General features: G+C 71.2%; 23 protein-coding genes. 12 read left to right on the forward strand and 11 right to left on the reverse strand.

Translation table 11 applies throughout. The features are described from left to right. Positions 1–188: 188 nt before the first annotated feature. From ACIQAC_RS14655 to ACIQAC_RS14665, 3 genes are all read right to left on the reverse strand, one after another. Positions 189–788 (reverse strand): CE1759 family FMN reductase, encoded by a 600-nt coding sequence (locus ACIQAC_RS14655; RefSeq protein WP_402190555.1) that lies wholly within the window; start codon positions 786–788, stop codon positions 189–191. After that, positions 785–1,918, reverse strand: a complete 1,134-nt coding sequence (locus ACIQAC_RS14660) for an LLM class flavin-dependent oxidoreductase (protein WP_402190558.1) — start codon at positions 1,916–1,918, stop codon at positions 785–787. Before ACIQAC_RS14660 ends, ACIQAC_RS14655 begins: the two co-directional genes overlap by 4 nt. Positions 1,919–2,085: 167 nt before the next feature. After that, positions 2,086–2,970 carry an NADP-dependent oxidoreductase gene (locus tag ACIQAC_RS14665; RefSeq protein ID WP_402190560.1) on the reverse strand — a complete coding sequence of 295 codons (885 nt, stop codon included), beginning with the start codon at positions 2,968–2,970 and terminating at the stop codon, positions 2,086–2,088. A 126-nt stretch (positions 2,971–3,096) separates the two neighbouring features. Between ACIQAC_RS14665 and ACIQAC_RS14670 the strand changes: the two genes are divergently transcribed. Further along, positions 3,097–3,531, forward strand: a complete 435-nt coding sequence (locus ACIQAC_RS14670; protein WP_402190562.1) for a winged helix-turn-helix transcriptional regulator — start codon at positions 3,097–3,099, stop codon at positions 3,529–3,531. A 219-nt stretch (positions 3,532–3,750) separates the two neighbouring features. After that, on the forward strand, positions 3,751–4,539 hold the full coding sequence (locus tag ACIQAC_RS14675) for an SDR family NAD(P)-dependent oxidoreductase (protein WP_402190565.1): 789 nt from the start codon (positions 3,751–3,753) through the stop codon (positions 4,537–4,539). Positions 4,540–4,569: 30 nt separating this feature from the next. Here the strand turns inward: ACIQAC_RS14675 and ACIQAC_RS14680 are convergent, their stop codons facing one another. Next, a complete protein-coding gene (locus ACIQAC_RS14680; RefSeq protein WP_402190567.1) occupies positions 4,570–5,763 on the reverse strand; it encodes an RtcB family protein in 1,194 nt (397 codons plus the stop codon). Between the two features lie 230 nt (positions 5,764–5,993). Between ACIQAC_RS14680 and ACIQAC_RS14685 the strand changes: the two genes are divergently transcribed. The 3 genes from ACIQAC_RS14685 (at position 5,994) to ACIQAC_RS14695 (ending at position 9,203) form a co-directional block, all read left to right on the forward strand. Continuing rightward, positions 5,994–6,824, forward strand: a complete 831-nt coding sequence (locus tag ACIQAC_RS14685) for a DUF3558 domain-containing protein (protein WP_402190570.1) — start codon at positions 5,994–5,996, stop codon at positions 6,822–6,824. A 155-nt stretch (positions 6,825–6,979) separates the two neighbouring features. Beyond that, entirely contained in the window at positions 6,980–7,810 is an 831-nt protein-coding gene (locus tag ACIQAC_RS14690) for a DUF3558 family protein (protein ID WP_402190572.1), read from the forward strand. Between the two features lie 142 nt (positions 7,811–7,952). Next, entirely contained in the window at positions 7,953–9,203 is a 1,251-nt protein-coding gene (locus ACIQAC_RS14695; protein ID WP_402190574.1) for a DUF2637 domain-containing protein, read from the forward strand. Positions 9,204–9,433: 230 nt separating this feature from the next. Here ACIQAC_RS14695 and lysS read toward each other — a convergent pair whose 3' ends face one another. Next, positions 9,434–11,200, reverse strand: coding sequence for a lysine--tRNA ligase (lysS, locus tag ACIQAC_RS14700; RefSeq protein WP_402190576.1), 1,767 nt, complete (start codon positions 11,198–11,200; stop codon positions 9,434–9,436). Positions 11,201–11,376: 176 nt separating this feature from the next. Between lysS and argS the strand changes: the two genes are divergently transcribed. Beyond that, complete coding sequence (gene argS, locus ACIQAC_RS14705; RefSeq protein ID WP_402190763.1) at positions 11,377–13,143, forward strand: arginine--tRNA ligase; 1,767 nt, start codon at positions 11,377–11,379, stop codon at positions 13,141–13,143. A 1-nt stretch (position 13,144) separates the two neighbouring features. On the opposite strand, the gene ACIQAC_RS14710 is transcribed toward argS, so the two are convergent. Then, on the reverse strand, positions 13,145–13,588 hold the full coding sequence (locus ACIQAC_RS14710) for an ATP-binding protein (RefSeq protein ID WP_402190579.1): 444 nt from the start codon (positions 13,586–13,588) through the stop codon (positions 13,145–13,147). Between the two features lie 113 nt (positions 13,589–13,701). Here ACIQAC_RS14710 and ACIQAC_RS14715 point away from each other — a divergent pair, with 113 nt between their 5' ends. Continuing rightward, positions 13,702–14,529 (forward strand): Scr1 family TA system antitoxin-like transcriptional regulator, encoded by an 828-nt coding sequence (locus ACIQAC_RS14715; RefSeq protein ID WP_402190582.1) that lies wholly within the window; start codon positions 13,702–13,704, stop codon positions 14,527–14,529. Continuing rightward, positions 14,526–14,777 (forward strand): DUF397 domain-containing protein, encoded by a 252-nt coding sequence (locus tag ACIQAC_RS14720; RefSeq protein WP_402190585.1) that lies wholly within the window; start codon positions 14,526–14,528, stop codon positions 14,775–14,777. Before ACIQAC_RS14715 ends, ACIQAC_RS14720 begins: the two co-directional genes overlap by 4 nt. A gap of 65 nt (positions 14,778–14,842) precedes the next feature. Here ACIQAC_RS14720 and ACIQAC_RS14725 read toward each other — a convergent pair whose 3' ends face one another. Then, positions 14,843–15,301 carry a peptidoglycan-binding protein gene (locus ACIQAC_RS14725; RefSeq protein ID WP_402190587.1) on the reverse strand — a complete coding sequence of 153 codons (459 nt, stop codon included), beginning with the start codon at positions 15,299–15,301 and terminating at the stop codon, positions 14,843–14,845. Between the two features lie 285 nt (positions 15,302–15,586). On the opposite strand from ACIQAC_RS14725, the gene ACIQAC_RS14730 reads away from it, so the two are divergent. From ACIQAC_RS14730 to ACIQAC_RS14740, 3 genes are all read left to right on the forward strand, one after another. Next, positions 15,587–16,402, forward strand: coding sequence for a peptidoglycan-binding protein (locus tag ACIQAC_RS14730; protein WP_402190590.1), 816 nt, complete (start codon positions 15,587–15,589; stop codon positions 16,400–16,402). After that, the gene (locus ACIQAC_RS14735) at positions 16,399–17,286 is read left to right on the forward strand and encodes a helix-turn-helix domain-containing protein (protein ID WP_402190593.1); all 888 of its coding nucleotides are present in this window, start codon (positions 16,399–16,401) and stop codon (positions 17,284–17,286) included. Before ACIQAC_RS14730 ends, ACIQAC_RS14735 begins: the two co-directional genes overlap by 4 nt. A 92-nt stretch (positions 17,287–17,378) precedes the next feature. Next, positions 17,379–17,783, forward strand: coding sequence for a hypothetical protein (locus ACIQAC_RS14740; RefSeq protein WP_402190596.1), 405 nt, complete (start codon positions 17,379–17,381; stop codon positions 17,781–17,783). 172 nt (positions 17,784–17,955) lie between these two features. On the opposite strand, the gene ACIQAC_RS14745 is transcribed toward ACIQAC_RS14740, so the two are convergent. The 3 genes from ACIQAC_RS14745 to ACIQAC_RS14755 all read right to left on the reverse strand — a co-directional run bounded on the left by ACIQAC_RS14745 (position 17,956) and on the right by ACIQAC_RS14755 (position 21,557). Continuing rightward, the gene (locus tag ACIQAC_RS14745; RefSeq protein ID WP_402190599.1) at positions 17,956–18,774 is read right to left on the reverse strand and encodes an arylamine N-acetyltransferase; all 819 of its coding nucleotides are present in this window, start codon (positions 18,772–18,774) and stop codon (positions 17,956–17,958) included. Between the two features lie 70 nt (positions 18,775–18,844). After that, on the reverse strand, positions 18,845–20,065 hold the full coding sequence (locus tag ACIQAC_RS14750) for a PLP-dependent aminotransferase family protein (RefSeq protein WP_402190601.1): 1,221 nt from the start codon (positions 20,063–20,065) through the stop codon (positions 18,845–18,847). A gap of 184 nt (positions 20,066–20,249) precedes the next feature. Beyond that, positions 20,250–21,557 carry a helix-turn-helix domain-containing protein gene (locus ACIQAC_RS14755; protein ID WP_402190604.1) on the reverse strand — a complete coding sequence of 436 codons (1,308 nt, stop codon included), beginning with the start codon at positions 21,555–21,557 and terminating at the stop codon, positions 20,250–20,252. Between the two features lie 215 nt (positions 21,558–21,772). On the opposite strand from ACIQAC_RS14755, the gene ACIQAC_RS14760 reads away from it, so the two are divergent. Continuing rightward, positions 21,773–22,513, forward strand: a complete 741-nt coding sequence (locus ACIQAC_RS14760; RefSeq protein ID WP_402190607.1) for a DUF4232 domain-containing protein — start codon at positions 21,773–21,775, stop codon at positions 22,511–22,513. A 28-nt stretch (positions 22,514–22,541) separates the two neighbouring features. Here ACIQAC_RS14760 and hemB read toward each other — a convergent pair whose 3' ends face one another. Beyond that, entirely contained in the window at positions 22,542–23,534 is a 993-nt protein-coding gene (gene hemB, locus ACIQAC_RS14765) for a porphobilinogen synthase (RefSeq protein WP_402190609.1), read from the reverse strand. Between the last annotated feature and the right edge of the window lie 142 nt (positions 23,535–23,676).

The raw sequence follows: 23,676 nt of genomic DNA on the forward strand, positions 1-23,676 counted from the left end.
CGCGGCACCCGCGCCCCCACAACCCACCCAGCCGCGGGCAGCTGTGCCGCTGGGGCGGCACGGGTGGGCGCGACGGCACCCCGTCACGCCGGGCTGCGCAACGCCCCCGCAGGGCACCCACACCCGCCGCATCCCCGACGCGCCGGGCAGCGCAAACGCCCCGCAGGGCACCCTCACCCCGGGCCCCGTCAGCCCGCGCGCAGTGCAGCCAGCCGCTCCTCGAACGGCACGACCTCGAACCCCGAATCCGCCACCGGCGCAGCCGCAGCCGCCCCCACCCCCGTCAGAGCGACCAGCTCCCCCGCAGCGCGCGCGATCCGCGCATCCAACCCCTCCGCCCCCCAGTCCTCCGACGCCGCGTACACCCCCGTCGGCACGACCACAGCCCGCAGATAGGCGAACAACGGCCGCATCGCATGCTCCAGCACCAGCGAGTGCCGAGCACTACCCCCCGTCGCCGCGACCAGCACCGGCTTCCCGTCCAGCACACCCTCGTCGAGCACATCGAAGAAGGACTTGAACAGCCCGCTGTACGACGCACTGAACACCGGCGTCACCACGACCAGCCCATCCGCCCCGGCGACCGCCGCCAACGCCTCCCCGAGCCGCCGCCCGGGAAACCCGTTGGTGAAGTGGTGCGCGATCTCGACGGCGAGCTCACGCAGCTCCACCACTTCCACGTCCACGTCGACCGGCGACAACCCCACGACGGCGGCAGCCAGCCGATCCCCCAGCAGCCGCGTGGACGACGGCACACTCAACCCCGCCGACACCACCACGAGCCTCATCGCGCACTCACCTCCTGCTCAGCACCGGCACCAGCACCGGCACTGGCACCGGCACCGACCCGCCGCGCCGCGACCAACGCCCCGTGCGTCGGCGCATCCGGCACCCCCGCCGCCCGCCGCGCCGCGAACTCCCTGCGCAGCACCGGCACGACCTCCTCCCCGAGCAGGTCGAGCTGTTCGAGGACGGTCTTCAGCGGCAGCCCCGCATGGTCGAGCAGGAACAGCTGGCGCTGGTAGTCACCGGCGTAGTCCCGGAAGGCGAGGGTCTTCTCGACGACCTCCTGCGGGGAGCCGACCGTCAGCGGGGTCTGGTCGGTGAAGTCCTCCAGGGACGGCCCGTGCCCGTACACCGGCGCGTTGTCGAAGTACGGCCGGAACTCCCGTACCGCGTCCTGCGAGTTCCGCCGCATGAACACCTGCCCGCCGAGCCCGACGATCGCCTGCTCGGCCGTGCCGTGCCCGTAGTGGGCGTACCGCGACCGGTACAGCTCGACCATCCGCTTGGTGTGGTCGGCCGGCCAGAAGATGTTGTTGTGGAAGAACCCGTCGCCGTAGTACGCGGCCTGCTCGGCGATCTCCGGCGAGCGGATGGACCCGTGCCAGACGAACGGCGGGACCCCGTCCAGCGGCCGGGGCGTGGACGTGAAGCTCTGCAACGGCGTACGGAACTTCCCCTCCCAGTTCACGACGTCCTCGCGCCACAGCCGGTGCAGCAGGGCGTAGTTCTCGACGGCGAGGTTGATGCCCTGCCGGATGTCCTGGCCGAACCAGGGGTAGACCGGGCCGGTGTTGCCCCGGCCCATCATCAGGTCGACCCGCCCGTCGGCCAGGTGCTGGAGCATCGCGAAGTCCTCCGCGATCTTCACCGGGTCGTTGGTGGTGATCAGCGTGGTGGACGTGGACAGGATCAGCCGCTCGGTACGGGCGGCGATGTACCCGAGCATGGTCGTCGGCGAGGACGGCACGAACGGCGGGTTGTGGTGCTCGCCGGTGGCGAAGACGTCCAGGCCCACCTCCTCGGCCTTCTGCGCGATGGCGACCATGGCCTTGATCCGCTCGCGCTCGGTCGGCGTCCGGCCCGTCGTCGGGTCCGGCGTGACATCGCCGACGCTGAAGATCCCGAACTGCATGGTCGCTCACCCTCCAGGTTGTTGACTCTTCAACTTTACCCGGTGAACGACGACCCCCCGCCCCCTATTCCCCCGACACCCACGCCACGCCACTCCCCACGCCCCGCCTCGCCACGCCACGCCACGCCACTCCCGCACCGCACCGCACCGCCCCGCCCCGCCTCGCGCTACGGCACCAGCACGATCCGCCCCCGCACCCCACCCTCCGCGAGCCGCGCGTGCGCCTTCACGACGTCGTCCAGGGCGTACGTCTCCGCGACCCGCAGGGTCAGCGTGCCGTCCTCCACCAGCCTCACCAGCTCGGCCAGCCGGGCCCCGTCGGCGGACACCTCCACCGTGTCCACCCGCACCCCGCGCTCGGCCGCCGGCCCGGCCCCGGGGATGACACCGACGTAGGCGCCCCCGTCCCGCACCCGGGCGAGGGCCGCCGTACCGAGGAAGGCCGCGTCGAGTACGGCGTCGAAGCCGCCCTCGTCCGCGGTCGCGACCCGGGCCGCCCCCAGGGACCGCACGAGCTCCTCGTCCGTCTCGCGGGCCAGCGCGGTCGCCGGAACGCCCCGCAGCGCGGCCAACTGGAGGGCGTACCCGCCGACCGCCCCGGCCGCACCCGTCACCAGGAGCGACTGCCCCGGCGTCGGCTCCAGCAGATCCAGGGCCTGTACGGCCGTCAGGGCGTTCAGCGGGAGGGTGGCCGCGTGGACGGCGTCCACCCCGGCCGGCGCCTTGGCCACCGCACCGGCGTCCACCACGACGTACTCCGCGTGCGACCCGAGCGGCTTGACCGCCCCGTAGTGCAGGGCCACCACCTCGTCGCCCACCCGCCACGCGGCGCCCTCGCCGACCGCGTCGACCGTCCCGGCCACGTCCCAGCCCTGGCCGAGCCGCTCGCCCGCCCCGCCGAAGACACCGGACCGCACCCCCGCGTCGACCGGGTTCAGCGCGGCGGCCGCGACCTTGATCCGCACCTGCCGGGCACCGGGCTCCGGCGTCCCGGTCTCGGCGATCTCCACGACCTCCGGCCCGCCGAAGGTCGTCACCACTGCTGCACGCATGCCGATCAGCTCCCGAAATGTCACTGTCGGTCGCGGTATCTCCGCAACCGGGAGCAACCCTAGGAAGAGCTACTATCCATTGGTAAGTAGTTACCTGAAGGTGCGTACATCACCGGGAGGAAAGCGATGGCGACCCAGACCGCCGCCCAGCGCAGGGAAGAGGCCCGTCGCGAGTACGACGCCTTCATCCGCTCGTGCCCGACCAACCAGCTCCTGGGCCGTATCAGCGACAAGTGGGTCAGCCTGGTCCTGGCCGCGCTCGGCGACGGCCCGATGCGCTACAGCGACCTCGCCCGCAAGATCGCCGGCGTCAGCCCGAAGATGCTCACCCAGACCCTGCGCACGCTGGAGCGCGACGGCCTGCTGACCCGCGCGGTCACCCCGTCCGTCCCCGTCCGCGTCGACTACGAGCTGACCCCGCTCGGCATGAGCCTGCGGATGCTGCTGGCGGCGGTGAAGGACTGGGCCGAGGCCAACATCGAGCAGGTCCACGAGGCACGCGACCGCTACGACAGCGAGCCCGCCGCCGCGGGGGCGGCGACGGGGACGGTCCGCCGCTAGGCGGAGGGCCCCGAAAGGCCCCCGCCCCACCCACATATCCTGACCACGGCCTGCGCCCCGCACCCCGCGTCCCGCAGTCCCCGCCGGCACCCGCGTCCCACAGTCCCCGCCCGCACCCGCCTCCTCACCTCCGCCCCATCAGCCCCCGCACCCGCATCCTCACCCCCGCCCCAGCAGCCCCCGCATCCGCACCCGCACCCGCGCCAAGGAGCACCGCACATGACGACGCCACCCGCCGCCGCGTCCCGTATCGCCGTAATCACCGGAGCCAGCAGTGGAATCGGCGCGGCGACCGCCCGGCAACTGGCGGCGGCGGGTTACCGGGTCGTCCTGACGGCCCGCCGCAAGGACCGCATCGAGGCGCTCGCCGAGGAGATCGAGACGGCGGGCGGCAAGGCGACGGCGTACCCGCTGGACGTCACGGACCGCGAGGCGGTGGACGAGTTCGCCACGGCGTTCCGCACGATCGGCGTGCTGGTGAACAACGCAGGCGGCGCGCTGGGCCTGGACCCGGTGGCGAGCGGCGACCCGGCGGACTGGCGGCAGATGTACGAGACGAACGTGCTCGGCACCCTCAACCTCACCCAGGCCCTGCTCCCGGCGCTTGAGGCGAGCGGCGACGGCACGGTGGTCGTCGTCTCCTCGACGGCGGGCCTCGCCACCTACGAGGGCGGCGGCGGCTACGCGGCAGCCAAGCACGCCGAGCACGTCCTCGCCGAGACCCTGCGCCTGGAGATCGTCGGCCGCCCGGTCCGCGTCGTCGAGATCGCGCCCGGCATGGTCAGGACGGAGGAGTTCGCGCTGACCCGGTTCGGCGGCGACGAGGCCCGGGCCGCGAAGGTCTACGACGGCGTGGCCGCCCCCCTCACCGCGGACGACGTGGCCGACACCATCACCTGGGCCGTCACCCGCCCCAGCCACGTCAACATCGACCTCCTGGTGGTCCGCCCCCGGGCCCAGGCCTCCAACACAAAGGTCCACCGCGAAACGGACAACGCCTCCGAGTAACCCCTCAACAGGGTCACCCGGAGGCGTTGGTCAGCCCTTCACACACACGACCTGCTTCAGCTTCGCGACGACCTGCACGAGGTCGCGCTGCTGGTCGATGACCTGCTCGATCGGCTTGTAGGCGCCCGGGATCTCGTCGACGACGCCGGAGTCCTTGCGGCACTCCACGCCCCGCGTCTGCTCCTCCAGGTCCTTCGTCGAGAACCGCCGCTTGGCCGCGCTTCGGCTCATGCGCCGGCCCGCGCCGTGCGAGGCCGAGTTGAAGGACTTCTCGTTGCCGAGACCCTTCACGATGTACGAACCCGTCCCCATGGAACCGGGGATGATCCCGTACTCGCCGGACCGCGCGCTGATCGCCCCCTTGCGGGTGACGAGCAGGTCCATGCCCTCGTAGCGCTCCTCCGAGACGTAGTTGTGGTGGCAGGAGATCTCCGTGTCGAAGGCCGGCTTCGCCTTCTTGAACTCCTTGCGGACCACGTCCTTCAGCAGCGCCATCATGATCGTGCGGTTGTACCTGGCGTACTCCTGCGCCCAGAACAGGTCGTTGCGGTACGCCCCCATCTGCGGGGTGTCCGCGACGAACACCGCCAGGTCGCGGTCGATCAGGCCCTGGTTGTGCGGCAGGCTCCGGGCCACGCCTATGTGGTGCTCGGCGAGTTCCTTGCCGATGTTCCGCGAACCGGAGTGCAGCATCAGCCAGACAGAGCCGGTCGAATCCGTGCAGACTTCGACAAAATGATTCCCCGATCCAAGCGTTCCCATCTGCTTTCCGGCCCGCTCATGACGGAACTTGACCGCCTCGGCGACACCGTCGAACCGTCCCCAGAAGTCGTCCCAGCCGCCCGTCGCGAAGCCGTGCAGACGGCCCGGGTCGACGGCGGAGTCGTGCATCCCGCGGCCCACCGGGATCGCCTGCTCGATCTTCGAGCGCAGCCGGGAGAGGTCGCCGGGCAGGTCGTTCGCCGTGAGGGACGTCTTGACGGCCGACATTCCGCAGCCGATGTCGACACCCACCGCCGCCGGGCACACCGCACCCCGCATCGCGATGACGGACCCGACCGTCGCCCCCTTGCCGTAGTGCACGTCCGGCATCACGGCCAGGCCCTTGATCCAGGGCAGGGTCGCGACGTTGTGCAGCTGCTGGAGCGCACCGCCCTCGACCGACGCCGGGTCGGCCCACATCCGGATGGGTACCTTCGCACCCGGTACTTCCACGTACGACATAACTGATCCAATCCCCCGTGAAACTAATAAAATTCGGAAATCGCAAAAACGGCGCCAGGAGCAAGGAAAGGGACAACGGACCGGCGTCCACGGCTCGGCGTGCGATACACATTGTTCCCAGTGGCCACCCCGGCGCGGCAAGCGAATAACCAGCGGGGACACTGGAGTACCGGCCATAAAGGATCACCCGGTCCACCGCCGTCCGAACCCCCGTCGAGAGGAGCCCGACCGTGCAGCGGAAGGCTTACGTACCCGGCGTCGCAGCACTCCTCGCGGCCCTGCTGGCCGGCTGCACCGGCGGCTCGACCGACGGCGGCACGGAGGACAACGCCAACCCCGGCGACGCCGGTACGGCGACGGAGGCCGCCCAGCCCGGCCGCTACCGCACCCTCCCCGAGCCCTGCGGAGTCGTCAGCGACGACACCCTCGACTCGCTGCTCCCGGGCATCAAGGAGCTCCCCGACGAGGAGCGGCGCGCGCAGGCCTACGAGGGCGAGGCGACGCTGACGTACGACACGGACCGCAAGGTGGGCTGCCGGTGGAAGGTGGAGGGGACGACCGCCACGGACCATCTGCTGGTCGACTTCGAGCGGGTGGTGTCGTACGACAGCTCGGTCAGTGACGACTCCCAGGCGGAGCTGCTGTTCGGGACGAAGCAGGTCGCGGCGGACCTGCCGGAGCCGACCGGGACGCCGACGGCGAGCGCGGGCAGCCCCTCGGGCAGTCCGTCGGGCAGCCCGTCCGGCTCCCCCTCCGGTACGCCGTCCTCCGGGTCCCCGTCCTCCACCGCCTCGCCGTCCGCCGACGCCACCCCCACCGCGCTCCAGCCGCGCACCCTCGACGGCCTCGGCGACGAGGCGTTTGTGGACGACGCGCTCAGCAGCTCCGGTTCGACGGCCGAGCAGCGCACGGTGACTGTGGCGTTCCGCACGTCCAACGTGATCGTGACGATCGAGTACGAGGAGCAGCCGGCGACCGTCGGGGCGGTCCCGGACAGCAAGGAAATGCAGGACAAAGCCCGGAAACTGGCCTCGCAGCTGGCCGACTCGCTGTCCGGCTGACGGCATGTGAGGCGTTCCACACCCTTGTATGCCAAGCCCCTGAAGACGGCTCACACAGGTTCTTCACCGCGTACCGTGGCCCCTCGGACCTGATCCGAACGCAGTCCGAACGCAGTCCGAACGCAGGAAGCACGAGCCTCATGAGTGAAGGAACCATGCAGCGACGAGCACAGCGAGCCGACCAGCGCGACATGCGAGCCCGGGGCGTGAGCAGGGTCCTGTTCGGGGTGGCAGCCGTTCCCGTGATGCTGGTGGCCACGGCCTGCTCCTCCGGCTCCGGCGACGACGCGAAGGCGTCCGAGAGCCCGTCGAGCGCGTCCCAGAGCCCCTCGCCGACCGTGCAGGCGGCGGCGTACCGGGAGTTGCCGGAGTCGTGTGACGTACTGGCGAAGAAGACCCTCGAGGATCTGGTGCCCAAGGGCGTCAAGGGCAAGGAGGGCACGTCGGACGACATCTCGACGCGTGCCAGCTGCTCCTGGAGCAGCCTCGACAACAACGGTGTGGACGGTTCCCAGTTCCGCTGGCTGAACGTGTCGCTGCTGCGCTTCGAGTCCGACGTCACCCGCGGCGCGGGCGACGAACTGGCGCGGGAGTACTACGAGAAGCAGGTCCAGGACGTCCAGGCCGTGGACGGCGCGAAGAACGTGAAGGCGGCGCCGGCGACCGGTGTCGGTGACCAGGCGACGGCCGTGCGCTACGACCTGAAGAAGGACGAGGGCGCGTTCAAGCAGCAGACGGTGGTGGCGCGCGTGGAGAACGTGGTCGTCACGCTCGACTACAACGGCGCCGGCCTGGCGGGCGACAAGACGCCGGACGCGGACGATCTGATGAAGGACGCGCAGAAGGCGGCCAAGGAGGCCGTGGCCTCGGTGACGAAGGCGAACGGATCGGGCACGGGCGGCGACACCTCCCCGGAGGCGGCCCCCACGGGGTCCGGCGCGTCCCCGTCGTCCCCGAAGTCCTCGTCGTCCTCGAAGTCCTCCTGATCGGGCTTGACCGGCGAAGTCTTCTTCGTCCGCGTCGTGTTGGCGTCCGGTCGGTGACGGTCCGGAGACCGGGCCCCCGTCCTTCGTTCTCATGTGCCACCCTGTTGGCCGCGCAACAACACGCAGTGGGAGGGGAGTACGGGTGGCCGCGCCACTTCAGCTGACACGGACGCACCGCGTTCTCATCGGTCTGGTCGTCTTGGGAACCGTGATCATCGCGGGGATCGGTTTCGCGGGTTCGTACGCGGCCGTCCGTGAGCTCGCGCTCAAGAAGGGCTTCGGGGACTTCAGTTACGTCTTCCCCATCGGCATCGACGCGGGCATCTGCATTCTGCTCGCCCTCGATCTGCTGCTGACCTGGATCCGCATCCCGTTCCCGCTGCTGCGCCAGACGGCGTGGCTGCTCACGGCGGCGACGATCGCGTTCAACGGCGCGGCGGCCTGGCCGGACCCGCTGGGTGTGGGTATGCACGCGGTGATCCCGGTGCTGTTCGTGGTCGCCGTGGAGGCGGCCCGGCACGCGATCGGGCGGATCGCCGACATCACCGCCGACAAGCACATGGAGGGTGTCCGGCTCACCCGCTGGCTGCTCTCGCCGATACCCACGTTCCTGCTCTGGCGCCGGATGAAGCTGTGGGAGCTGCGCTCCTACGAGCAGGTCATCAAGCTGGAACAGGAACGCCTCGTCTACCAGGCCCGGCTGCGCTCCCGCTTCGGCCGCGCATGGCGCCGCAAGGCCCCGGTGGAGTCACTGATGCCACTGCGCCTGGCGAAATACGGCGTACCACTCGCGAACACCGCCCCGGCGGGCCTCGCGGCGGCGGGCATCGACCAGACCTTGATCCCGGCGGTGCAGGTGCAGGCGGCCCCGCCCCCCGCGCAGCTGTCGGCCCCCGCCCCCGAGCGCGCCGAACGCCCCGAAGCGCCGATCCCGCTCCCACCGCAGCCGGAAGAAGCAAGCCCCTGGTTCCAGGCGGAACCCCGCCAGGTCGAGTACCAGGGTGGCTACGACCCCCGGTACGACCCGGAGACGCAGTACGAGCAGTGGTACGAGGAGCAGCAGCGCTACGAGGAGCAGGCGGGGCGTTTCGAGGAGCCGCCGCCGCCCACCTCGCCGGAGGACACCGGCACGTTTCCGATCCCGGTGAGTCCGGGGCGTACGCGCGAACTCGGTGAGGGCGGGGGCCAGTTGCCCCCGGACCCCACCGAGGAGGACTACTACCAGGTCTTCAAACAATCGATAGACGGCAGCGGCTACCCGACCCCCCGCGAATACAGCGCCAACGTAGAAGCGACGTATGGCGTCCCGGTTCCGGACGCAGACGCCAAACGCATGGTCCTACGCTTCCAAAAACGCCACACAGCAGAACTGGAAGACGAACACATCGCCTAACCCCGCGGGCCTCCTAAGGCGGCTCCGCCGCCATCGAGTGCACCCGCGGGCCCGGCGGGGGCTTGTCGCGCAGTTCCCCGCGCCCCTTAAGGCGGCTCCGCCGCCATAGGGGAAGGGCAGGCGGCGTAGCCGCCGTCCTTCAGGGGCGCGGGGAACTGCGCGAATGGCCCCCACCGGCCCGCGGACGAAGAACATGGCGGCGCAGCCGCCTCCCAAGGGGCGCTGGTGGGCTACTCGCCGAGCAGGCGGCGGACTCGGTCCTGGCCGACGGCCAGGAGGAGCGTGGGGAGCCGCGGCCCCGTATCCCGCCCCACAAGCAGGTGATACAGCAACGCGAAGAACGCCCGCTGCGCGGTCTTGATCTCAGCCGGCAACTCCTTCGGCGTCGCGTCGGCGGAGAACCCGGCCTGCACCTTCGGCACCCCGTACACAAGATGCGTCAGCCCGTCCAACGACCAGTGCCCGGCAAGCCCGTCCAGCAACAGCCGTACGGACTCCCGCCCCCGATCATCGAGCGACTTCAACAACTCCGCATCCGGCTCCCCCCGCACGATCGTCCGCTGATCGGCAGGCACCTGCGTGTTGATCCAGGCCTCGGCCTTGTCGAACCGCGGCCGCACCTCGTCAAGCGCCCCCACCGGCTGCGCCGGATCCAGCTCGGACAGAATCCGCAACGCCTGATCCGCATGCCCGGCGGTGATGTCGGCGACGGACGCGAGCGTCCGGTACGGCATCGGCCGCGGCGTACGCGGCAGGTCACGGCCGGCGATCCCCACCGCACGGGCGTGCGCGGCGACGTCACCCGGCAGTGCCTCCCCGTCCGCGACCTTCGCGTCGAGCTTGTCCCACTCGTCGTAGAGCCGCTGGATCTCCTGGTCGAAGGCGATCTTGAAGGACTGGTTGGGACGGCGCCGGGCGTAGAGCCAGCGCAGCAGCTGCGGCTCCATGATCTTCAGCGCGTCGGCGGGCGTGGGCACACCGCCACGGGACGAGGACATCTTCGCCATCCCGGAGATCCCCACGAAGGCGTACATGGGCCCGATGGGCTGCCGTCCGCCGAAGATCCCGACGATCTGCCCGCCCACCTGGAAGCTGGACCCCGGCGACGAGTGATCGACGCCGCTGGGCTCGAAGATGACACCCTCGTAGGCCCAGCGCATGGGCCAGTCGACCTTCCAGACCAGCTTGCCGCGGTTGAACTCGTTGAGCCGTACGGTCTCGGAGAACCCGCACGCGTCGCAGGTGTACGTCAGCTCGGTCGTGTCGTCGTCGTACGCGGTGACGGTGGTGAGGTCCTTCTCGCAGTTGCCGCAGTAAGGCTTGTACGGGAAGTACCCGGCGGACCCGGAGCTGCCGTCGTCCTCGGCGGCGGCGCCGGACCCCTCCGCGGCCTCCAGCTCGGCCTCGTCGACGGCCTTCTGCTGCGGCTTCTTCGGCGGGGCCTTCTTGGTCCGGTACTGATCGAGGATGGCGTCGATGTCACCGCGGTGCCGCATCGCATGCAGCACCTGCTCCCGATACACACCGGAGGTGTACTGGGCGGTCTGGCTGATCCCGTCGAACTCCACGCCCAGCTCGGCGAGCGACTCGACCATCGCGGCCTTGAAGTGCTCGGCCCAGTTGGGGTGGGCGGAGCCCTTGGGGGCGGGCACGGAGGTCAGCGGCTTGCCGATGTGCTCGGCCCAGGTCTCGTCGACGCCGGCGACGCCCGCGGGGACCTTGCGGTAGCGGTCGTAGTCGTCCCAGGAGATCAGGTGCCGCACCTGGAGCCCGCGGCGGCGCAGCTCGTCGGCGACGAGGTGCGGGGTCATCACCTCGCGGAGGTTCCCGAGGTGGATCGGCCCGGAGGGCGAGAGCCCCGACGCGACGACGAGACCCGGAGCGGTAGCGACTGATGTCACCGCGCCCGGGGCCCGACGCTCCGACTCCTCGATGACCTCATCCGCGAAACGGGAGACCCAGTCGGTGGTCTCGGTACTCTGAGCCACGATCGGCACGTCCTTCTTTCTCCAGGCAGCCGCACGGTCCACGGCCGACCCCCACATTCTCCCACGCAGGTTCCACCCAATTTCGTCCGCGGGCCCGGTGGGGGCCGCGCACGGAAATGCGCTGGACCCCCGTGGGACAATGAAGGGGACTGTCAATCCCCGATAAAGAACGGCAGCCCATGCCCATGCCCCCGGTCCCCTCCATCACCACCCTCGTCGACACCCAGCTCAATGACGCCCTCGCGACCACCCTCCCGGGCACCGCCGCAGACGCGTCACTCCGACGAAGCGACCGGGCCGACTACCAGGCAAACGGCATCCTCGCCCTCGCGAAGAAGACCAGGACAAACCCCCGCGACCTCGCCACCCAGGTCGTCGCCAACATCACCACCGGCGAAGTGATCAAGGACGTCGAGGTCTCCGGCCCCGGCTTCCTCAACATCACCGTCACCGACGAGGCGATCATCTCCAACCTCGCCGCCCGCCACCTGGACGGCGACCGCCTCGGCGTCCCCCTGAAGCCGAACCCCGGCATCACGATCGTCGACTACGCCCAGCCGAACGTGGCGAAGGAGATGCACGTAGGCCACCTCCGCTCCGCGGTCATCGGCGACGCCCTCCGCGGCATGCTCGACTTCACCGGCGAGCAGACCATCGGCCGGCACCACATCGGCGACTGGGGCACCCAGTTCGGCATGCTCATCCAGTACCTGGTCGAGAACCCCGGCGAGCTGGCCCCCGCGGCCGACATCGACGGCGAGCAGGCGATGAGCAACCTGAACCGGGTGTACAAGGCGTCACGCGCGGTCTTCGACGCGGACGAGCAGTTCAAGGAGCGGGCCCGCAAGCGCGTCGTCGCCCTCCAGTCCGGCGACAAGGAGACGCTCGACCTGTGGCAGCAGTTCGTCGACGAGTCGAAGGTCTACTTCAACTCGGTCTTCGAGAAGCTGGACATGGAGATCCGCGACGAGGAGATCGTCGGCGAGTCCGCGTACAACGACGGGATGCCCGAGACGGTCCGCCTCCTGGAGGAGATGGGCGTCGCGGTCCGCTCGGAGGGCGCGCTGGTCGTGTTCTTCGACGAGATCCGCGGCAAGGACGACCAGCCGGTCCCCCTGATCGTGCAGAAGGCGGACGGCGGCTTCGGCTACGCGGCGTCCGACCTGACCGCGATCCGCAACCGGGTCTTCGACCTGCACGCGACGACGCTGCTCTACGTCGTGGACGTCCGCCAGTCGCTGCACTTCCGGATGGTCTTCGAGACGGCCCGCAGGGCGGGCTGGCTGAGCGAGGGCATCACCGCGCACAACATGGGCTACGGCACGGTGCTGGGCGCGGACGGCAAGCCGTTCAAGACACGTGAGGGCGAGACCGTACGGCTGGAGGACCTGCTGGACGAGGCGGTCGACCGGGCGACGGCGGTCGTCCGCGAGAAGGCCGAGAAGGTCGGCCTGACCGAGGAGGAGATCGTCGAGAACGGGCGGTACGTCGGGATCGGCGCCGTGAAGTACGCCGACCTGTCGACGTCGCCGAACCGCGACTACAAGTTCGACCTCGACAAGATGGTCTCGCTGCACGGCGACACGTCCGTCTACCTCCAGTACGCGTACGCCCGGATCAAGTCGATCCTGCGCAAGGCGGAGGAGGCGAAGGCCACCCCGATCGCCCGCCCGAGTCTCGAACTCGCCCCGGCGGAGCGGGCGTTGGGCCTGCACCTCGACGCCTTCGGCGACACGGTCTTCGAGGCCGCCGCGGAGTACGCACCGCACAAGCTGGCCGCGTACCTGTACCAGCTGGCGTCGCACCTGACGACGTTCTACGACCAGTGCCCGGTCCTGAAGGCCGACACCCCCGAGCAGACACAGAACCGCCTGTTCATCGTCGAACTGACGGCCCGCACCCTCCACCGGGGCATGGCCCTGCTCGGCATCCGCACCCCCGAGCGCCTCTGACTCACCGGGCGGGAGGGCAGGGCCGATCGGCATCGGCCCCGCCCTCCCCGCACACGAACTCGCACCACACCGCCTTGCCCAACTCCCGCTCCCGCACCCCCCACTTGTCGCTGAGCGCCGCGACCAGCAGCAGCCCCCGGCCGCCCTCGTCGCCGTCGCGGACGATCCGCGGTGTTCCGCCACCGCTGTCATGGACCTCCACGGCCAGCAGGCGCCCGTCGTACCGCAGGAAGAGCCGTAACTGACGCCCCGGTGGCACACCGTGCAGCAGGGCGTTGGTCACCAGCTCGCTCACACAGAGCAGTACGTCGTCGGCGCGCGCGGTGCCGCCGAGGCCCCAGCCCGTGAGCGTCTCGGCCGTGAACCGCCGCGCGGCGGGCACGGATCGCCGGGCTCGCGGGAAGAACCGCTCGCGCAGGGGCGGAAGTTGAATCGACTCGTTCACAAGACGATGGTTGCGGAGAGTCACTAACGTTGATCACCGGGTGAACCCGTACAGATTTTTTGTACGGGTGCCCAGCCGGTGACGTACGTCTGCGCGGGGGGATTGAGTCCAGCATGAGCGCGAAGAGGCCGCCGCGGCCGAAGAACCTGACGTCGATGAAGATGCTGGGCAAGCAACTGGGCGCGGCCCGGCGCTTCGCGGGGTACACCCAGGGTGCGCTGGGCGACCTCGTGGGTCTGGACGAGGAGACGATCGCGTCGGTCGAGCAGGGCCGGAGGTCACTGAAACCGGACCTGGCCGCGCTGCTGGACGACATCCTCCAGACGAAGGGAATGCTGGGGGCGGGGGTGGCCAACCTCCCGGACGTGGACCAGTTCCCGATGTGGGCCGAGGTCTACATGGAGCATGAGCGCGAGTCGATCGCCCTGTCCTGGTACGACAACGCGGTGCTCCCGGGACTTCTCCAGACGGAGGAGTATGTGCGGGCCGTGCTGCGTAACCGCGTGCCCGCCTACGACGGGGACGAGATCGAGACACGGACGGCGGCGCGACTGGAGCGGCAGAAGATCCTGCACCGCAAGAACGCGCCGACACTGAGCTTCGTGGTCTGGGAAGCGGTGCTGCTCATGGGACTCGGCGGACCGGAGGTCCGGATCGGACAACTTCGTCACCTGCGCGAGATCGCGGAACTCCCCTGCGTATCACTACAGTTCCTGCTTCTGAGCAGCCCCTGCCACGCGGGGGTGGACGGGCCCTTCATTCTCCTCGAAACCCCGGACCACCAGCACCTCGCGTACGCCGAGTCCCAGCGCGGCAGCCAGTGGGTCGCCGATGCGGACGAGGTCTCCAGGCTGGCGCGCAAGTATGCGATGCTGCGGACGCAGGCCCTGACCACTCAGGACTCGACGGGCCTGCTCGACCGTCTGCTAGGAGAGCGATGAGCACCGAGGCGCTTCAGTGGTTCAAGTCGACCTATAGCGGCAGCGAGGGCGGCGCCTGCCTCGAAGTCGCCCTCTCCTGGACCAAGTCCAGCTACAGCGGCAGCGAGGGCGGCCAATGCGTCGAGGTCGCCGCCTGCCCCCACACCATCCACATCCGTGACTCCAAGAACCCCGCGGCGACCGGCCCCGTCCTCACCGCCTCGCCGGAGGCCTGGGCGGCCTTCGCGGGACACGTCGCCGCGAGCTGACGCCGGGCGGCCCGTCCTCTCCCCCGGTGGGAGGACGGGCCGTGTCCGGGCTCAGGACCTCAACCTCAGCAGAGGTGGCCCCAGTTGTTGGCGAAGCGCTTGAACGCGGCCCGGGTGCCGTCTCCGGCGTCCCCGTCGATGGCGCCGGTATAGCCCCAGGCGGCCTTCAGCAGTCGCTGGAGCGCCCTCACCGTGTTCGGTCCGACGATCCCGTCGATGCTGTCGTTGTAGTCCCAGTGGGCCCGGAGCTGGCGCTGGAACGCCATCCAGCTGTTGGTGCCGAGCAGCCCGTCGAACGGACCGGGGTAGCCCCAGTACTCGTTCAGCCAGCACTGCACGTTGCGGGCCTGCCCGGTGCTCAGGCCAAGGTTGTTGACCGCGAGGACGCCCGCGTCCTGCGTGCTGACCGATGTCTGCGCGGCCGGCGCGGGCGCCGCGGCACTGGTGCCCGCGGTGGCCAGCGTGCCCGCGGCGATCCCGACGGCACAGGTGACGCTGACGAAGGTCTTCGTCAAAGCTCGCATGCTTTCCCCCTGTTGTGGGACGGTGGCCGACCGCTCGGCCGGCTCGACACGAGCTTGGGCCGCCAACGGTGGCGCCCACCACAATTGCCTCAGAAGTGACGGTCCCATGGGACGGCCCATCCGCTGACCTGGTGGGAGACGGGCGGCGATGACGGTCCCGCGGGACGCCGGAAGCGGACCTTGGCCGATTCCGGGCGGGTACGGAAGTCGGCGGCGGATATCGAACGCGCGCTCTGATGCAGAATGCGAAACACGGAGCACGACGACCGCGTCTCCGGGGGGAACATGTCGCGTTGGAAAGAGCTGCCCGCGGAACTCGACCCACGGGTAAGGCAGTTGATCACCAGGCTGCGCCGGCTGAAGGACCACAGCGGGCTCAGCGTCCGACAACTCGCAGCCAAGACGGGGTACAGCGCAAAGTCGTGGGAGCGGTATCTGGGCGGACGGGCCCTGCCGCCGAGAGAGGCCGTCGAGGCCATCGCCCCGATCGGCGACGAGGACCCGACCAAACTGCTCGCACTGCACGAGGTCGCCGCCGTGGCCTGGGACGACGCCAGACGGACAGCGGCCGCGTCCGACACGGACTCCGCGGGCGTCACGCACGTCACGGACGTCACCGGGCCCGCGCCGCCGGTGGCCGGAGCCGAGGACGGGCCGTCCCCGGGACGGGCGCCCGGACTGGCGCTGATGGCGGGCGCGGTGGCACTGGCCGTGGTGGTCGCGGTGAGCGTGGTGCTCATCGCGCGCTTCGTGATGGGTGACACCGGCTCCGTGGCGGCCCCGCGCGCGTCCGGCGTCGCCGGGGCGCCCGAGTCGCCCTCGCCGTCGAGACCGTCGTACACCTGCGAGTTCGAGCGCGTCGACGGACAGTGGTTCGCGGGCAACAGCCGTACGGGGAAGACCCTGGTGGCGTACGGCCATGCCGGGCCGGACGTGGCCGAGGTGCAGTGTCTGCTGCGGCGGGCCGGCTTCGCGACGGGCGATGTCGACGGGATCTTCGGGCCGTTGACACAGCGCGCGGTGAAGCAGGTGCAGAACGAGGCCGACCTGGTGGTGGACGGCATCGTGGGCCCGCACACCTGGAAGGCACTGCGGGCATGACCCCGGCGAAGCGGACCGTCGCTTCTCCCGGGCGGGCTCATCTCGCCGCCGCACTGCGGGAGTTGCGTACGAAGACCGGGCTGAGCCTGGCCGCGCTCGCGACCAGGACCACGTACAGCAAGTCGTCGTGGGACCGCTATCTCAACGGCAGGGCGCTGCCGCCCCGGCAGGCCGTGCAGGAGCTGTGCCGGCTCGCCGGGGAGCCCGCCGGGCGGTATGTCGCCCTGTGGGAGATCGCGGAGTCGGAGGGAAGCGGCCGGGGCACGGAACCGGCGGGCCCGGACCAGCAGGCGGTCGTACCGGTGCCACCGCCGCCCGCCGCTCCCGGCGCGCCGTCCGCCCCGGCGCCCGGCGTCGTGCCGGTGCCGGGCCGGGCTCCGCGGTGGCGGCCCGGCAGCCGGGCCACCGTACTGATCGCGGCGGTGTGCGCGGTGGTCGTGGGCGGTGCCGCGGCCGCCGTGGTGCTCCAGGCGGACCGGGGCGACCGGCGCAGCAGCCTGCGGGCGGCGCCGCCGTCCGCCTCCGACCCGCCGCGCTGCCGGGGCACGGCCTGCGAGGGCCAGGACGCGATGCACATGAACTGCGGCGACTCGCCGGACAACGTCGCCACGTTCCGCACGTCCACCGGCGCCTGGATCGAGCTGCGCCACAGCCCGGAGTGCCGGACCGGCTGGGCACGGACCTGGGGCACCCGGGTCGGCGACCGGCTGGAGAGCACGGCGGGCGGCGCGACGTACGGCACGGACATCAGGGACGAGGTCGACACGGCCGCCTACGTCTACACGCTGATGACGGTGACCCGCCCGGGAGCCGTCCTGCGGGCCTGCTTCCAGCCGGCGGCCCAGGCGGGCAAGGAGGAGTGCTTCGAACAGCGCGTGGGCTGACGCCCGTCCGCGTGAGCCGGTGTCCGCAGGGCTACCGCAAGCCCACCGACTCCTGCGACGGCCGACAGTGACCTTCTGTCATTCTGCTCTCCATGTCCGCACGAAATCGAAGACTGCCCCGGCACCGTGCCTGGCCGCTGACCACCACCGACATCAACGAGTGTCTGGGCCCCTACATGACCCGGGTCACGGACGTGGATTTCCTCACCGGACATGACAGCGGGACCATCGTCCTGGGAGCGGCATGGATCGCCCCCAACCCCCGCAACTACGGCCGCGGCATCCACCCGGACAGCGTCGGCTTCCGCATAGACGTCCACCCCGTCGACGCCACTGAACGTGCTGCCACCCGCGCTGTTCTACGAGCAGACGCGCTCCCGCAGCTCCATGAATGGATCACGCAAGCGATCTCCGCCGACGAGACCTGGCAACTGACTCCCCACCAGCACTACTGGCGGCTCACCGACGGCCACCTCACCCACCACGACGAAGCGTGAACCGAGCCCGGACAACACGCACGTCCCCACACCAGAGGCCACTCGCGCGGGTTCACAGCGCCCCCGAGGCACCACACCCGGGAAGCAGGACACCAAACCCTCGGATTCCCGACGAGAAACCCCTGGAATACGCGACACCTCAACCTGCGAGCGCACCAGTCCCGAGGCCGTACTACGGCCGCGGGATCTCGATGCCGAACTCCTCGTCCAGCACCCGCACCATCTCGGCCCGGTCCGCCAGCCGGCGGGTGGTGACCAGCCCGTCCTCCCGCGTCTCGGTCAGCACCCCGTCGTCCAGGAGGAGATGGCGCTCCGGCGTCACCCGCAGCACGTACATCCTGCGGCTGAAGGGCGAGCGCGGGTTGGTCGCCACATGCCAGTTGATCATCTCGAAGTCGGAGTGCTCGAACGGCTCCAGCGTGAACGCGTACTGCGACTCCCAGCCCTCGGCCGTGTGCGCCTGGAGCACCCACGGCTCCAGCGGCCCGTCGTGCGGGGTGTGCACCAGCCGGTGGTGGCGCCCGGCGTCGGCGAACTCGGTCTCCGCGATCAGCGGCACCGGCTCCAGCAGCCCCCCGATCGCGCCGAACCCGACGTCCGCGAGATACGGCTGCGGGTCGCCGGGCACCTCGACCAGCAGCGCCATGTGCGACCGCGGCCGGCTCTCGAAGCGGTCGGTGCCGACGACGACGCGGGCCGCGAGCAGCGTCACGCCGAAGCCGAGCGCCTGGAGCACGGCCGCGAACAGGGTGTTGTGCTCGTAGCAGTAGCCGCCGCGCCGGCTGTGCAGCATCTTGGCGGTGATGTCGGCCAGGTCGAGGGAGGGCGCCTCGCCGGCGAGCGGGTCGAGGTTCTCGAACGGGATGGCCCGCGCGTGGGCGAGATGCACCCCGCGCAGCGTCGCGAGATCGGCCCGCGCCGACCCGGTCCAGCCGATGCCCTTGAAGTACGCGTCGAGGTCGAACCCTGCCGTTGGTGTCGTGTCTGGCATGTCTTCACCGTACGCATCCGTGCCGCGGGGATCCCCCGCCACGCGCCGGATCCCCGCTACCCGCTTCGACCTAGGCCTTCCGGCCCGCGAGCAGCCCGGCGCCCAGTCTCCGCAGCCCCTCCGCGATCTCCTCGGGGGTCTGCGTGACGAAGCACAGCCGCAGGGTCGCCCGGTCGGGCACACCCGCGTAGAAGGGGGCGCCGGGCACGTAGGCCACATCGTGCCGGACCACCTCGGGGAGCAGCGCGGTGGTGTCGTACGTCTCCGGCAGCCGCGCCCACAGGAACATGCCGCCCTCGGGCCGGTTCCAGGTCGAGCCCTGCGGCAGGGCCGCGGGGAGCCCGGCGAGCATGGCGTCGCGGCGCTCGCCGTAGACCCGGGCGACCCGCGCCACATGGGCGTCCAGGTCCCGGTCGGCGAGATAGCGGGCGGCGGCGAGCTGGTTGACGGTCGGGGTGTGCAGGTCGGCGGCCTGTTTGGCGACCGCGCAGGCGCGCAGCAGTCCGGCCGGCGCCCGCAGCGAGCCGAGCCGCAGTCCGGGCGCCATGACCTTGGAGAAGGAGCCGAGCAGCGCGACACGGTCGCCGGCCCCGTCGTAGGAGGCGATCCACGGCACCCGCTCGCCCTCGAAGCGCAGCTCGCCGTACGGGTCGTCCTCGATGATCCACAGTCCGCTGCGGGCGGCGACGGCCGCGACGGCGGCCCGCCGGTCGGCGGGCAGGGTGCGGCCGGTGGGGTTCTGGAAGGTGGGGACGGTGTAGAGCAGCTTGGGCCGGTGGATGCCGACCAGTTCCTCCAACGCCTGCGGGTCCAGGCCCTGTTCGTCGCAGGGGACCGCGATCACCCGGGCGCCGGCGAGACCGAACGCCTGGAGGGCGGCGAGATAGCAGGGGTTCTCGACGAGGACGGTGTCACCGGGTTCGAGCAGGGCGGTGGCGAGCAGGGAGAGGCCCTGCTGGGAGCCGGTGGTGACGAGGACGTCGTCGGCGGAGGTGACCAGTCCGCGGGCGGTGGCGCGGGCGGCGAGAGCGGTCCGCAGCGCGGGCTCGCCCTCGGTGGTGGCGTACTGAAGGGCCCGTTCCGGTGTCTCGGCCAGCACCGCGCGGAACGCCTCCGCTATGCCCTCGGCGTCGAACAGCTCCGGCGCGGGCAGCCCGCCGGCGAAGTTGATCACCTCGGGCCGGGCCGTGACGGCGAGGATGTCCCGCACCGGCGAGCCGCCGATCGAACGCGCCCGCTCGGCGAGCGGCGGCACGGGTGCGGGGGCCTGGGCGGGCTCGGTGACGGTCATGGCTCAGCGGCTCCTTCGACTGCGGGACGGCGAACACGACGGCTCGTCCCCGCAGCCTAGGAAGACGGTTGTGGCCTGCACAGACATTTCCGCGATACGGACGCGGGGGCTCCGCGTCCGACGTGCTCCCCGGCCGGGACGGGACCCCGGCCGGAACGGGGCCCCCGGCCGGGACGGGGTCGGCTCAGCGACCCTCGCCGCTCGACTTCAGCCACTTCTCGCCGCCGAGCGGGAACTCGTACAACGGCCGCCCGTTCTCCCCGCTCGTGCGGAACGGCCGCCCGTTGTCGTCGACCACGACCGTGCCCTTGCGGTCGCCGCTGGACCAGGTCAGCTCCAGGTACCAGGACACGTCGTAGGCCGACGCGTCGGCGTAGATCTCGAAGACCTCCGGGTCGGACTCGCTCACGCTGAACGGGAAGTCCCGCTGCCCGTCGCCCGCCACCACCCGCGGCCGTGCGGCGTCCAGCGCCAGGGAGAACGGCCGCGTCGGCACCCCGCCACCGCACCCGACGCCCATCACGTAGTCGTTCCAGGCGAGCGGGGTGTCCTTGCCGGCGATCCGGACCTGGAGGCCGTCGACGACCACCGTGTCCGCGCCGGTGCCCTGCACGGTCAGCGTCACCAGCTGCTCCCCGGCCGACACCGCCTTGTACGCGCCCACCCAGGCCGGCGCGTCCTGCTCCACCGGCGGCGGCCCGACGTCCGCGGGCTCCCGGTCGATCAGATACCGCTGCGAACAGGGGCCTTCCCAGGTGTACGGCCGGGTGTTCACGGTCAGCGGCGGCTCGGTGTCGCTCCGGTCACCGGCCGCGCCGCCCTGCGTCGAGGCCGGGGTCGGCGTCTTGGACGCCGGGGCGCCCGGTGAACTCCGCCCGCCGGGCGCGGCGCCGCGGGTGGGGGCCCCGGAGGACGGGTGACCGGTCGGCGAGGCGGAACCCCGCTCGGACGCGGCGGCCCCGACGGGACTGTCCCGCCGGTCGCCGTCCTGGCCCCCGCCCCCGCCGCCGCCGGGCAGCCCCACGGCGAGCGCGACGGCCCCGAACACCACGGCCACGGCGACACCGGCGAGCACGACGGTACGCCGACGCAGACGCCGGGAGCGGTCGGGACGGAGGGGGCCGGGGAGGTCGGCGGCCGTACCGGCAGGCGGCGCTTCGGAGACCCCGGCGTCCCCAGCGTCCCCGGCACCGGCACCGGCACCGGACAGGGTCGTCTCCTCCCCGCCCGCTCCCTTCCTCCCCCGCCGCGCGTCGGCCAGCACCCACCGCCGATGCAGTTCCACCAGCTCCTGCGGAGTGGCCTTGCACAGCCGGGCGAGCCGCTCGACGGGTGCGTAGTCCGCGGGTACGGCATCCCCGTTGCAGTAGCGGTGCAGCGTCGACGTACTGAGGTGCAGCCGCTTGCCGAGGACGCCGTAACTCAGCCCGGAGCGGTCCTTCAGCTCTCGCAGAAGTGCCGCGAACTCGGCCGCCGCCGTGCCTTCCGCCACCCGTTCCTCCATCCCCCGCGTCCCGTTCCCCCGTTCCAGGGGAAGGACGTTCCTCCAGGTCAGACGTGTTACAGCCGTTCCAGCGTCCCGGATGGCCCGCCGGCCCTGGCGGCCGGGACGAAGCACGGCACAAGCTCTGGTCATCCAAGCACGCCGCTCCCGGCACCCGGTCGAGCGGACGGCTCAGAACCCACCCGTACAGAACGGAAACAGCCATGCGTACGTTCCGCCAGGCCCGCCTCCTCGCCGTCACCGGCACCGCGCTCGCCGCCCTCGCCCTGACCGCCTGCGACGACGGCACGGGCACCCGTGACGAGGGCGCCTCGAAGACGGTCCGCCCGCCGGCCACCGCGCGGTCGGCGGGGTCGACGGAGCCCTCGAAGCCGGCGCGGGAGCAGCCGTCGGACGACCGGGTACAGACGTCCGACTCGGGCTCGGACTCGAAGCGGCCGACGCAGACGGACCGCCCCAAGGGCACGGAGCGCCCGGCCCAGTCGGACCGGCACGACCCCGACCCCTACTCCCCCGAGAACCTGGCCACCTGCAACGGCGCCAACACCAGGACAACGGCCCAGCCGGTCTCCCGCCCCCTCAACCACATGCTGCTCACGGTCACCAACACCGGTTCGAAGCCGTGCGCGCTGCTGTACTACCCGGTGCTCCGCTTCGACGAGATGCAGTGGGTGCCGCAGCCCATCGAGGACAGCAAGCCGCAGGCGGTGCCGACGCTGAACCCGGGCGAGTCCGGATACGCGGGCGTCCGGCTCAGCTCGGGCGACGGCAGCGGCACGGGCGGCACCACGGGCCGGAAGCTGACGGTCGCGTTCCAGGGCCGGACCCCGAACAGCACGGGCGGCCCCTCGGCGACCCCGCCGCTGCCCGCCAAGGGCGTCTACTACGACAGCGTGCTCTCGGTGACGTACTGGCAGCAGGAGCGGGAGTCGGCCCTGTACTGAGCCTGACCGGCGGCCGGACCGGCCGGAACTACCTCACCTTGCGGGCGACTTCGGTGGCCCAGTAGGTGAGGATGTTCCGCGCTCCGGCCCGCTTGATGCCGGTCAGCGTCTCGATGATCGCCCGGTCGCGGTCGATCCAGCCCTTCTCGGCGGCGGCCTCGATCATCGAGTACTCGCCGGAGATCTGGTAGGCGGCGACCGGCACGTCGACGGCGTCGGCGACCCGGGCGAGCACGTCCAGGTACGGTCCCGCCGGCTTGACCATCACCATGTCGGCGCCCTCCTCCAGATCGAGGGCGAGCTCGCGCAGCGACTCCCGCACGTTGGCGGGGTCCTGCTGGTACGTCTTGCGGTCGCCCTTCAGGGAGGAGGCGACGGCCTCACGGAAGGGCCCGTAGAAGGCGGACGAGTACTTGGCGGTGTACGCGAGGATCGCCACGTCCTCCCGGCCGATCTGGTCCAGGGCGTCCCGGACGACCCCGACCTGCCCGTCCATCATCCCGCTGGGCGCGACGACATGGGCGCCGGCGTCCGCCTGGACCTGGGCCATCTCGGCGTACCGCTCCAGGGTGGCGTCGTTGTCGACGCGCCCGTGCTCGTCGAGCACCCCGCAGTGCCCGTGGTCGGTGGTCTCGTCGAGACACAGGTCCGACATCACCAGCAGCGAGTCCCCGACCTCGGCGCGGACATCGCGCAGGGCGACCTGAAGAATCCCGTCGGGATCGGTCCCGGGGGTCCCGAGCCCGTCCTTCTTGCCCTCCTCCGGCACCCCGAAGAGCATGATCCCGGACACCCCGGCCTCCACGGCGTCGAGGGCGGCCTTCTTCAGACTGTCTCGCGTGTGCTGCACCACGCCGGGCATCGCGGCGATCGGCACGGGCTCACTCACGCCCTCCCGCACAAACGCGGGAAGGATGAAATCCGCGGGATGCAACCGGGTCTCGGCGACCATCCGCCGCAACGCCTCACTGCCCCGCAACCGACGAGGCCGAGCCCCGGGAAAGGATCCGTACTTCGACATACCCCCACGCTACGCCCACCCACCCCCACCCTTTACCGACGACAAGTCGGCCACCCCACCCACCCACGCAGCTGCGGGCAATCGTGCCGCAGGGCGGCACGGGTGGGCGCAGCGGCACCCCGTATGCGCCGGGCTGCGCAAC

The sequence above is a fragment of the Streptomyces sp. NPDC088387 genome (genome assembly GCF_044753385.1).
Classification (GTDB): Bacteria; Actinomycetota; Actinomycetes; order Streptomycetales; family Streptomycetaceae; genus Streptomyces.

Excerpts from the sequence above, each read along its gene's own strand:
- ACIQAC_RS14655 (WP_402190555.1), bottom strand. The coding sequence starts at position 788 with ATGAGGCTCGTGGTGGTGTCGGCGGGGTTGAGTGTGCCGTCGTCCACG.
- ACIQAC_RS14660 (WP_402190558.1), bottom strand. The coding sequence starts at position 1,918 with ATGCAGTTCGGGATCTTCAGCGTCGGCGATGTCACGCCGGACCCGACG.
- ACIQAC_RS14665 (WP_402190560.1), bottom strand. The coding sequence starts at position 2,970 with ATGCGTGCAGCAGTGGTGACGACCTTCGGCGGGCCGGAGGTCGTGGAG.
- ACIQAC_RS14670 (WP_402190562.1), top strand. The coding sequence starts at position 3,097 with ATGGCGACCCAGACCGCCGCCCAGCGCAGGGAAGAGGCCCGTCGCGAG.
- ACIQAC_RS14675 (WP_402190565.1), top strand. The coding sequence starts at position 3,751 with ATGACGACGCCACCCGCCGCCGCGTCCCGTATCGCCGTAATCACCGGA.
- ACIQAC_RS14680 (WP_402190567.1), bottom strand. The coding sequence starts at position 5,763 with ATGTCGTACGTGGAAGTACCGGGTGCGAAGGTACCCATCCGGATGTGG.
- ACIQAC_RS14690 (WP_402190572.1), top strand. The coding sequence starts at position 6,980 with ATGCAGCGACGAGCACAGCGAGCCGACCAGCGCGACATGCGAGCCCGG.
- argS (WP_402190763.1), top strand. The coding sequence starts at position 11,377 with ATGCCCCCGGTCCCCTCCATCACCACCCTCGTCGACACCCAGCTCAAT.
- ACIQAC_RS14715 (WP_402190582.1), top strand. The coding sequence starts at position 13,702 with ATGAGCGCGAAGAGGCCGCCGCGGCCGAAGAACCTGACGTCGATGAAG.
- ACIQAC_RS14720 (WP_402190585.1), top strand. The coding sequence starts at position 14,526 with ATGAGCACCGAGGCGCTTCAGTGGTTCAAGTCGACCTATAGCGGCAGC.
- ACIQAC_RS14725 (WP_402190587.1), bottom strand. The coding sequence starts at position 15,301 with ATGCGAGCTTTGACGAAGACCTTCGTCAGCGTCACCTGTGCCGTCGGG.
- ACIQAC_RS14730 (WP_402190590.1), top strand. The coding sequence starts at position 15,587 with ATGTCGCGTTGGAAAGAGCTGCCCGCGGAACTCGACCCACGGGTAAGG.
- ACIQAC_RS14735 (WP_402190593.1), top strand. The coding sequence starts at position 16,399 with ATGACCCCGGCGAAGCGGACCGTCGCTTCTCCCGGGCGGGCTCATCTC.
- ACIQAC_RS14740 (WP_402190596.1), top strand. The coding sequence starts at position 17,379 with ATGTCCGCACGAAATCGAAGACTGCCCCGGCACCGTGCCTGGCCGCTG.
- ACIQAC_RS14745 (WP_402190599.1), bottom strand. The coding sequence starts at position 18,774 with ATGCCAGACACGACACCAACGGCAGGGTTCGACCTCGACGCGTACTTC.
- ACIQAC_RS14750 (WP_402190601.1), bottom strand. The coding sequence starts at position 20,065 with ATGACCGTCACCGAGCCCGCCCAGGCCCCCGCACCCGTGCCGCCGCTC.
- ACIQAC_RS14760 (WP_402190607.1), top strand. The coding sequence starts at position 21,773 with ATGCGTACGTTCCGCCAGGCCCGCCTCCTCGCCGTCACCGGCACCGCG.
- hemB (WP_402190609.1), bottom strand. The coding sequence starts at position 23,534 with ATGTCGAAGTACGGATCCTTTCCCGGGGCTCGGCCTCGTCGGTTGCGG.